Here is a 10,924-nt window from a genome sequence, read left to right as displayed (position 1 = left end):
AGTTGGGCAGAAAAATTAAGGGATAATTCTTACTCCTACTTCCTCGCTCATTCCCATTTCTCCTGTCTTCCCCTCCCCTCCTGGGAGGGGCTAGGGGTGGGTTGGGAGGGGCTAGGGGTGGGTTTGGAGGGGTTAGGGGTGGGTTGTCTCCTGTCTCCTCCCTCTACTAAAAGACTTTTGAGCGCAAACCCTAATTAGAGTTTGCTGATTAAATCTAAAAGCATTGAAATATAGGCGAACGGCCGTTTGCTTCGCATAACTATCGTTAACGCCCCTACAATATTGACTATTTTCCCCTAATCTTGAATTATACCAATGCCACCGGATTTGATATCAATCCAGAATAAAAGCTGATAACTGTTTGTGGAGTATTCCGGAACAGAAATGCTAAAAGCTAATAGCTAGTTAATTATTCCGATCTTGCACTACTCCCCCACTCCCCTACTCCCCTACTCCCTCACTCCCTTACTCCCTAACTCCCCTACTCCCCTACTCCCTCACTCCCCTACTCACATTCCCGTCTTGTAACATCATGTCTATACCGAAACATATCCTCTAGTCGAGAATCTACCCACCAACCTAAAAAAGATTCCGCTAACCAATCTCCAGGTAAAGAAAATGCGATCGCATCAGTTAACCATGTCTTACCATCTTCTTCACTAAACTGATGACGATGAGTCCAGCTAGTCATTGGCCCTTCTTTTTGTTCGTCAGTAAACAGACGATATTTTTCACACTCTGTATGTACGGCCACCCACTTCACAGGAATGGGACCAAGCCAAATCTGAAATTCTGATATGGCCCCTATTTCCAGTCCACCTTGACGACGGATAATTTGGACTGGTTGCCATGGCGGTGTCAGGATTTGCAGAATATCAGAACGTTCGTGAAATTCCCAAACAATTTCAACTGGGGCATTGATTAACGTTGAATACCTAAAGTGCAACATTTTTAATTCTCAAGACTTATCATAATTATTGTTTACTATTAGGAGCTACTTCTGTGTAGGGCAATTACCAAATTGCTATTTTAACAGTCCTGAAGTTGCAGCTCTACTTAGTTTTTTGATGGTTAATTTTCTCGTATCAGACTGGAAGTAAAAGCTAATGTTAAAAACTCATCAAAAATACTTAAATCTGACACCACAATATTTCTAAAGTTAGAGTAGTTTTTCATTCCAATAAGTTTATATACTTAAGCATGATTTGTATTTTATTATACATTTTTTATACTAACTTCAGTTCAATTTTTTCTATTTTTAATAATGTATAAATACTAATTCAATTTACAGATTTATAGAAAAAAATGTATAGACAAATAATGCATAGCTTGTCACATCCGAATGTCAAAACTCAATTAAAATCGAACATTACCACTATAAATTTAGAGATATTGCATACCTGTAATTGATATAGAGTTATATACTCTTGACAAATTTATCTAATTGAAGATTTGGTAATACCAACTTAAAATAATTGCTAGTTTGATGAATACTAAGTAAATATATACAGTAAATATAGCTTATAAAAATCTTATTAATTTATGATACTATTTAAATTTAGAGGTCTAATTAGGGTTTGCTGATTAAATCTTAAATAATTACCAGATAAAGGTAAGTGCCTTTTTAGGTATTGAAAAAGTACATGGTTTTCACCTCTTCATGCTCATGCATGGAGCGCATTTTTAGCGCATAGTTGGGCAAAAAAATTCTCCCCTACTCCCCTACTCCCCTACTCCTTAAAAAAGACTTTTTCAGCAAGCCCTAATTAAGTTTAGAGGTCTAATTTTCAAGTCAACAATATTCATGGGGTAAAAAAAAATGTATCAAAACAAACTAATAGAAATGGCTGATTTCTCATGAAGTTGAACGTAATTACTTATTTTATTCTTGGTTAATTAAGTAGTGAAGCAAAAATGTAGATAACCCCTAATAAATTACAAAACAAATGACTATGATATTACCTCAATCTATAAATCATAAAATTAAACCATCCCAAGTCTCAGCACAATTACTGATGCCCAGTGTAAAACCATTCAATCCTACTGCTGCTTCTTACTACGATCTGACTGACTTAGGAACATTTAGAGGTGATATAACTGTAGCTAAAGATATTAATGATTCTGCTCAAATAGTCGGTTATTCAATTAATGATATAGGTCGAAAACAAGCCTTTGTATGGGACGCTAACGAAGGTATGCAAGATATTGGTACTATTGGTAATGATTCTAGCTGTGCCTATAGTATTAATGACGATGGCCAAGTAGTCGGCTATTCTGAATATGATTGTAGTCAACGGAAAGCTTTTATTTGGGATAAGACAAAAGGCATACATTACCTTAATACCAAAAACAACAATTTGAGTGAGGCTTATAGTATTAATAATTCTGGTCAAGTAGTAGGTTTTTCTGTCACCAATAATGGTCAAAGAAAAGCTTTTATTTGGGATGAGACAAAAGGCATACAAAATCTTAGTATTTCTGATGATATAGAAAGTAGTGCCTACGCAATTAACTGTTTTGGTAAAGTAGTAGGCTATTCTGTTTCTTCAGATTTAATAGTAAAAGCTTTTATATGGAATAGTGACAAAGATATTCAAGAATTACCAGGTTTTTTAGGCTCAGATATTAATAAGTCTGGTCAGGTGATTGGTTTTTATTCTTTACCTCAACACAATAACCGAGCTTTCTTGTGGAATGGCAGTGAGGAATTTCAAGACCTTGGTACTATTTCTCATAATATCAATTTACAATTTTTTGACAGTAAAGCTCATAGTATTAATGATTCTGGTGTAATAGTTGGTTATTCTGACAAGCTAATAAATAAAGAGCAAGAAGAATGGGCTAAAAGAGCTTTTATTTGGGATAGTCTTAATAAGATGCAAGACCTAAATGATTTGATCGATCCTTCCTCTGGTTGGGTTCTGAAGGAAGCACTATCTATTAATAGTCATGGGCAAATTGTTGGATGGGGAATTAAAGATAGAAGTTGTTGTGCTTTTCTTTTGACACCTATTTCCTAGAAGAGACAATACATAATACAATTAAATATTTATTGGTAGTGACTTTCTTCAATAATTCATACTTAAACTTGAATACATATCGCTTTGCTTCTAGAAATAGGTAAGCATTCAGCGGTCAGCTATCAGCCATCAGCTATTTCTTTTAATTTTAGATAAAAGCTTTACTAACTATAAAAGCTGGCCTTAAAGTCTATATTCATTAAAAATCTCCTCCTTTTGCTGAGAGCTGACAGCTCATAGCTGAATGCTTACAGAAATAGGGGCAAAGCAACAGGTTAATAGCTTGTTTTTACTAGGAGAAAATAAGCTATAGCTTTGATTGAGTAATTCCAAACAAAAAGTAATTTCATTAGATTTCAAATGAAGGGTATTTTTCTAGAAAATTTGGTTAATTTTCAGGTATAAGGTAAGGCTCTAGAATTGCTTTAATTTTTTCTTTTTTGTCATTGCGGATAACTTCGATTTTGATTTGTTCTCCAATTTTGCTTGATTTAATTTTTTCTTGAACTTCTGTTGTATCTTTTATTAACGTGCCATCAATTTTATGAAAAATATCGCCCACTTTCAGCCCTGATTTATTTGCTGGAGATTTAGGATAAATGTTAGTTATGATAACACCTTTATCTTGACTAAGCTTAAAAGAATTATTGCTTTGATTAATCTTTTTTTTCAGTTCAGGCGTAATATCATTCATCTGAATTCCTAAAAAAGGAAAAACAGTAGCTATAACTTTAATATTGTCGAAATTTACAGCTACTCCATTTCCTTGTTTGCCACTCTCTGAGTATACTCCTATATTCCCAGATTTGTAGGAATTATCTTTAAAATTCCCTACTTCTTTACCATTAATAAATCCTGTAATTAAATTCCCTTCAGTGACGACTCTTAATCTATTAAGACCATTACCTTGATTTATTGAATTATCCTCCTTCCAGTTTATCTTATTTTCCCAATTTTCTTTTGAGTGTTTTCCCATGGAAAAATAGCCATTGCTTGTAATAAGTAAATAATAATAATTTTGATCGTTATTTCCTCGAATTCTAGTAAGTATTCCATAAGCTTCATTGTCAGGGCTATTTATTTTTGTTAAATCTGCAGAGTAATCAGTTTTTTGAATATTATAAGGTAAATAATTTGCATCCCAAGAATTCCAATAACCTCGGTTAGGTTTTGAAACTTGCTGAAATAAACCACCATCTTTAAACTTGGCAAATTCACCAATTGACCAACGTGATGATGGCTTAGTAAAATTTTCATCAAGTACAGTTCTTTCAACTTTTGGTGGTGTTTGAAGGTTTTTAAACCAGGAAACCATTGTTGGCATAATTATAATTATACCCCAAATAGTCAAGCCAACCATACTCAAACCAGCAATCAATATCGATAAATTCTTTATTTTAAATCGAGCGATTCTATGCCGTGTCGGTAAATGCTTTATTCTAGATGGAGTGGTGCTACGGTGTCGTGAATAACTTGAAGTTGAACGACTATAAATAGCTTTGGAATCTGACACCGGAGCTTTAAGTCTAACGATGGATTCTGGTTTTTTAGTAACTTTTGATGAAGGAGGTGATGGTTTTGTAAAAGTTGGTGGTTTAAAAGTTTTTTTAGGTTTTTTCTCTGAAGGAATTGATGTTTTAACTTCTCTAAATAAGTCTTTCTTTTCTTCTATGATTTTAAAATCATTTGCACCACAAATTTCACACTCACTAGGTTTTGACAATTGATTGTGTTCGTGGCTACATTCGTTACACTTGTAAATAGACATTTAGCACAATCTATAAATTAGCTTGAATTTTATATTAGGTACTTCTATTGACTAACTAGATTTAATTACACATCTTTAACTCTTTTTAGTAAAATTAATTCTAACCTTACTATGCTTACTATGCTTTGGATAATCTTCTTTTTCTTTTGGCTTTTCCGAGTTTGTTGTTTTCAAATTTGTTTTGATTCGACTAACTTTAGGTAATATTTTTTTTTCTGCTGGTAGAGAAGTTTTTGGTAATTTTCCACTACGAATAGCTTTTAAATTCTCATGAACTTCATCAGTTGATATTCGTAGATGTGGCTCCAAAATTAACATTTTTTCAATTAATTCAAATACAGCTTTTTCTGCTAGCTCTTCCTCTTTTGTTTTATTAGAAAAAAATCTTGGTAATTTCATTGGTAATTTCATTGGTAATTTCAGTTTTTTCCCATTAAGCAAAGCTTCATAGGGATAACGATATTTATCAGAAAAACCAGGTAATTTTCCTGTCCAATACTGACAAAATACTAACCCTAAAGAGAACACATCAGATTTTTTAGTCGGTGGTGATTCTTCACCATGAGTATTAATATGTTTCGCAAATTCGGGAGATAAATAAAGGGGGTCTCCTACTAATTCTTCAGAAGGTGTTGAATCACCTTCAATAATACTACTGTCAAAGTCAATAATCTTGGCAATTAATTTTCCTTCCCATTCTTGAATTAAAATATTATCTGGTTTTAAATCTAAATGAATAATGCTATTTTTATGTAATATTTTTAAGGCGCCAACTGAGGTTAGCATTATAAATAATCGTTCTTTCCAATCGAGGTTATAAACTTCATTACACAAATTGCTAGTATTAACTTTTTGGGATATCTTAAAATAATGACTGCCAAACTCATTACCATACTTAAAAAAATCCGTAGTTTTTACAACTAGACCACCATCGCCACAAGATTTTAGTGCTTTCATCATCGCTAAATGTTTTCTTGCAAATTCTTGACATTTATCTTTTTTCTTTTGTTTTCCTTTCTCACTTCCTGGTGTTTTTACTTCAGGATATACTGGACTGAGAAATTTTTTGATAAAATACTCTTCACCATTGTATTCAGCAAAACCCCATTGACCTTGACCACCATTAGCACTATCAAAATCACGAGTAACAGTATATTTACCAATTTTGTCACCTTTTTTATAAGTCATTTTTTTCCTCTTAGCAATGAATTATTTTAATTATTGTTTGTTAATTTTTTTGAATCTTCATTTTGATCGATCACTTCCATAATTCTTGGCAATCCTTTTTTTTGAGAGTTTTCTTGATTTTCACCCTCGTCTTTCATTGAAACATTACTAGATTTTTCATCAATAGTTTGCTTTGATTCAGTTTTTTTCTTTGCACCAGATAAATCATTATTTTTTACCTCTTCATCATCTACAGAGTCTTTTACTTTTATTTTTTCTGGCTGATTTTCATAACCTTTTCGATATTGCTCCCACATTTGTTTTAGCTCATCACGACTACTCTCACTTTGAATATTATAATTTTTATCCAGATGTTCTAAACGTGATTGATAAGCACTATGAAAATTTTGAAAATCCAGCTCATTCTTTCCTAATGAACAAACCAAAAGAGTAATATCATCATGCTTATTATCTTGATAAAAATTAGTTAGTGAACTTTGCCATTCTTCGTTGGAATTAGATTCTATTAAAGTTTTTAGCAAAAGTTTTTCAAACTCCCAGGGAGCAGGTAAGTACTGAAAACATCCATCAGTACAAGCCAAAACAAACCCTTCTTCTGAAAACTCAAATTTTTCGTAATTAATTTTCCAATCTGCTTCTGGATCTGCTGTTAAAAACTGAGACATAGGTGGATCTTGATAGATAACTTCCAAAGCATCTTTACTTTCTTTTAAGTCATCTTTAGTTAACTGCTGTAACCCTTGATGAGGATGCAAATAATAAATGCGAGAATCCCCCATCCAAGCTATTTTAACCAAATATTTTTGATTGTCAGTCAATTCCTTAAAAAGACTAGCGATCGCTATAGTAGAACATAATCTTTTAGAAGCTAATTTCCCTTTAATTCTCGAAACTGGAAGATTATTTTCAGCAAATTCTTTAAGCTTTTTACAACTCTTATCTTTAATTTTTAAAGCTTGCTCTTTATCTAAATTACCTTGTGATTCTGCCAAAATATCCTGAGTAATTTCAGCAGCTTTCCTAGAAGCAATCCTTCCCCCTGTTTCTTCAGCAGTACCTAAAATTCTTCCCCCTAAACCATCAAAAACTCCTATTACAGTTGCTTCGTCATAGCTTTCTGCAATCTGAAAATCTTCGCTTTTACCTGATTTATTATCTAAGCTGATAACTAGAATTTTATCTTTATCCATCAGTTTTTACCCATGAAACTAGATATGTTTTTTCCTTGTTTTTAGATATTTCTAACTTAAAAAATATGTGGTAGTAATACTAAGTTACTACCATCATAATTATTACTGTAACCAACAGAAATTATTTAGATACTATTAACAATTGCCGCTATAATCTCTTCATTTTCAAATTCTTGAAGACCTTCTCCAGCTTTAGAAGGATAATGGATAGTCTGCTCCCAAGAACTAGCAATTACTGTCCAAGGATTAGCATCTGGAGCAAATAAAAGTAATCTTTTAGCTGAATCTGACATTTCTAACCAAGCATCTGTTAGTTCATCCAAATTTTTAGGAATATCACTAGGATAATAATTAGGCTTTGGTTCCTTCTCTAAAGAATGAGCGCTGGCATCAGTATAAACAACTATAATATGACGCTGTTTAGCAAAATTTTGCCCCTTTTCCCATTCTGAGTTTAAAGCCATTGCTAAAGCTTCTAAGCCATTTTCTGGCTCATCACCTCCACCTTTTGCATCAATTAAAGATACAAAATTAGCATATTCAGAAGATTGTTCCCTCAAATCAAAAAATTCAGAACTTACCATTACCTCGTCAGGTTTATCTGCCCAATAATCACGGAAAACAATTACTTTTGCTCGAATTTGATCTACATTTTTCTGATTTTTCTTCATCCTGTCTTCTAGATCTTTGTAAAAGCTAAGAGCACTTGACTTTACCAAATCAATAACAGGAGTCATTGAGCCTGTAGCATCAATACAGATTATTAAATCAACTGCGTATTTTACACCTAATTGAGATTCTGACATTAGTCTTAATTCTAGGAATTTTTGTTTGAATGAACATTACTTCCTTATTACAATAGGATTACATCATGTCCGGATAATTAGTGATAAAAAAAACTTTCTCCTTTTCCCCCTCTTCTTCTTTCTTCTTGCTTCTTTCTTCCCTCCTGACTCCTAACTCCTCAGTCGTTTATTTATCAATATTCAACCGGAGATGATATTACCTGTTGCAGGAGTATGTAATAATTAATACTCAAACTTGAATAAATATCGCTTTGCCTCTATTTCTAGAAGCAAAGCTACAAAGTAATTGGTTATTTATACTAAGACAAAATAAGAGATAGCTTTAATTGAGTAACTCCTAACAAAAAGTAATTTCATTATTTAATTTAAAAACTGTCCTTAAGGAGAGAGTCTTGTTACGCTCAAGCTGACAGCTAATAGCTAAATGCTTGCAACTGAGTCAGGGATTACTTCTAACTTCTAACTTCTAACTTCTAACTTCTGACTTCCCCTATTGCCTCAGCTAAATGCTTTTTCAAAGTTGCCATAGGTAGAGGACCTTGAATATGATTCCAAGGCAAAATTTGCTCTAACTCCCAATCATCAAAAACATAAAAATCTAACTCTGGTAACTCCCCATGCAACTCCTTAAAAGCTCTCTTATAACTACCCAAAGAATCACCATAATTTCTTACCAATTCTAATAAATTAGACAACCTTCTATCTCCCCTAGAAATTAATCCCTGTATCACCGACCATTTATAACTTTCTGGGCGAAAATCTATCCCTTTTGAGCGTAATTGTTTCTCCAAAAACTTCAGTCTTTTTTCTGATTGAGAGTTGACTCCAAACCATTGAAAAGGAGTGTGAGATTTCGGTACAAAAGTGCTACATCCCAAACTTAATCTTAAACCAGGAGCAGCTTTTTTCAAAGCCAACATCATTTCTATCGTAGCATCCAAATCTTCTACTTCCTCTCCCGGCAACCCCACCATTCCATAAAATTTAATAGCTTTTAAACCACCAGCTTTAGCATTAACAGCAGCTTCAATAATTTCCTCATTTTCTAACTTTTTATTTATAATTTTTCGCAGGCGATCGCTCCCACTTTCTACAGCAATAGTAATTGATTTTGTATCCCTATTACTTAAAATTTTTGCTAATTTTTCCGTCACCGTATTTGTTCTAACCGATGCAATACTCAACCGCACATCATCATATTTTGGCTGATTCAAATAATCCAATAAACTATCAAATTCAGGATGTTGAGTTACCGAAGCTCCCAATAAACCCAAACGTTTTGTAACAGTTAATCCCTTTTCAATAGCAGGAATTAGAGACCCTTCTAAACTGGCACTTCTAAATGGCAAAGTCAGATAACTTGCCAAACAAAAACGACACATTTCCGGGCAACTTCTCACCACTTCTACCATAAAAATATTTTCCCAAGCTGCCTTTTCAGTCACCACAGTAGAAGCAGATAAAGTATTACCCCGATAAGTTTGTTTTTGCACCATAGGTGGGATATCTTTATCTATAGGTTCAATAGATTTAATAGCACCATCAACACTTTCATAAGTTACTTCATAAAGACTCGGAATATAAATTCCTGGCACTTGTGCTAAATGTCTTAATATTAGTTGTTTATCCGCTCCTCTAACTTCTTGATAAGCATCAATAAAATCCCCTAATAAATTCTCCCCATCTCCCAATAAAATTACATCAAAAAAATCAGCAAAAGGTTCAGGATTTGCCGTTAAAACAGGTCCGCCACCAAATATGATTGGATAATTTTTTCCCAAACGATTTTTAGCCCTAATAGGAATTTCTAAAGACTCCAGAATATTGAAAATATTCACATAATCAAGTTCCCAAGAAACAGAAAAACCAAATAATTCTGCTTCTGCTGGAAGAGGTTCATTAATATCAGTAAATAAACGACTAACTTGTAGATCGGAACGCATTGCTAAAGTTGCCCAAACAATCTGATAACCAAGGCTAGTTATTCCTACAGTATATTCATTAGGAAAAGCAAAAATAATTGGTATGGCATTAGGTTCAGGTATTGCTGGAGTGAAGAGTAAACGTTCAGCATTAAATATATTATTAGACATACTTAAACAGTTATCAGTTATTAGTTATCAGTTATCAGTAAACAAAATAATCTGTAGGGACGTTGCATGCAACGTCCCTACCTATTCCCTATTCCCTATTCCTTATTCTCTATTCCCTATTCCCTATTCCTTATTCTCTATTCCCTATTCCCTATTCCCTATTTCCTATTCCCTATTCCCTAAGCACAAAAATCATAGCTACATTCACCAACGCCAGTCATTTATACTTTAGTTTAAACCACAAAATCGGGGAAGCTAAAGTCAGTGTAGCAACGTTAGTAAAAATCACTGGTACATCTTTAACCAAAATGCCATAAATTATCCAGATCAATACACCAGAACAAAAAATAGCAAACATCTCTAGAGAGATATCTTTTGTGGAGCGAGTGCGCCAAGTTTTGATAACTTGAGGTAAAAATGAAATAGTTGTTAAACTGCCTGCTAGTAGTCCTAGAGCTGTTAGTAAGTTCATAATAGATGCTGATAATTTTAATACTTGTGCTTGAAACTTATCGGTTTTTTTGTTAACTACAAAACTTATGTAGCACTGCTTTAACGAAGTCAGAAGCCAAAAGTTCAGAAGTCAGAAGTTAACCCACCCCTAACCCCTCCCAACCCACCCCTAACCCCTCCCAGGAGGGGAGGGGAAGTAGGGGATTTCAGCAACTCTCCAAAAATATTTCGCCTTAAAAGGCGGGGTTGCGCGACCCAATTATTTTGATAATATGGCGTATAATTTCCCGATTATTTTGGTATTTTAACTATAATTAATAGTTCATAAAAATATGGTCAAATATGACATATCCTTATTTTGCAGGTGTTATTCTGACTGGGTGTTAGCGCAGCTCCTCCGGAGGAG

Annotated in this window: 8 protein-coding genes; 1 reads left to right on the top strand and 7 read right to left on the bottom strand. The window is 33.6% G+C overall.

Annotated features, from left to right (window positions below; genetic code table 11):
* Nucleotides 1–505 precede the first annotated feature (505 nt).
* Nucleotides 506–949: an SRPBCC family protein gene (locus tag F6K54_RS11030; protein WP_293077376.1), complete on the bottom strand. Its 444-nt coding sequence runs from the start codon at nt 947–949 to the stop codon at nt 506–508.
* A 997-nt stretch (nt 950–1,946) separates the two neighbouring features.
* Between F6K54_RS11030 and F6K54_RS11025 the strand changes: the two genes are divergently transcribed.
* Nucleotides 1,947–3,020 (top strand): DUF3466 family protein, encoded by a 1,074-nt coding sequence (locus tag F6K54_RS11025; protein ID WP_293077374.1) that lies wholly within the window; start codon nt 1,947–1,949, stop codon nt 3,018–3,020.
* A 388-nt stretch (nt 3,021–3,408) separates the two neighbouring features.
* Here the strand turns inward: F6K54_RS11025 and F6K54_RS11020 are convergent, their stop codons facing one another.
* The 6 genes from F6K54_RS11020 to F6K54_RS10995 all read right to left on the bottom strand — a co-directional run bounded on the left by F6K54_RS11020 (nt 3,409) and on the right by F6K54_RS10995 (nt 10,537).
* Complete coding sequence (locus F6K54_RS11020; protein WP_293077372.1) at nt 3,409–4,743, bottom strand: PDZ domain-containing protein; 1,335 nt, start codon at nt 4,741–4,743, stop codon at nt 3,409–3,411.
* Nucleotides 4,744–4,863: 120 nt separating this feature from the next.
* Nucleotides 4,864–5,976: a protein kinase gene (locus tag F6K54_RS11015; RefSeq protein WP_293077370.1), complete on the bottom strand. Its 1,113-nt coding sequence runs from the start codon at nt 5,974–5,976 to the stop codon at nt 4,864–4,866.
* Between the two features lie 26 nt (nt 5,977–6,002).
* Entirely contained in the window at nt 6,003–7,166 is a 1,164-nt protein-coding gene (locus tag F6K54_RS11010; protein ID WP_293077369.1) for a protein phosphatase 2C domain-containing protein, read from the bottom strand.
* Nucleotides 7,167–7,291: 125 nt separating this feature from the next.
* Nucleotides 7,292–7,972 (bottom strand): vWA domain-containing protein, encoded by a 681-nt coding sequence (locus tag F6K54_RS11005; RefSeq protein WP_293077367.1) that lies wholly within the window; start codon nt 7,970–7,972, stop codon nt 7,292–7,294.
* Nucleotides 7,973–8,445: 473 nt separating this feature from the next.
* Nucleotides 8,446–10,065, bottom strand: a complete 1,620-nt coding sequence (locus F6K54_RS11000) for a radical SAM protein (RefSeq protein WP_293077365.1) — start codon at nt 10,063–10,065, stop codon at nt 8,446–8,448.
* Nucleotides 10,066–10,282: 217 nt separating this feature from the next.
* Nucleotides 10,283–10,537, bottom strand: a complete 255-nt coding sequence (locus F6K54_RS10995; protein ID WP_293077363.1) for a SemiSWEET transporter — start codon at nt 10,535–10,537, stop codon at nt 10,283–10,285.
* Nucleotides 10,538–10,924: the final 387 nt, after the last annotated feature.

The sequence above is a fragment of the Okeania sp. SIO3B5 genome (assembly GCF_010692555.1).
GTDB lineage: Bacteria > Cyanobacteriota > Cyanobacteriia > Cyanobacteriales > Microcoleaceae > Okeania.
Note: the sequence above shows the minus strand (reverse complement) of the source record. Positions and strands in the feature narration are given on the sequence as shown.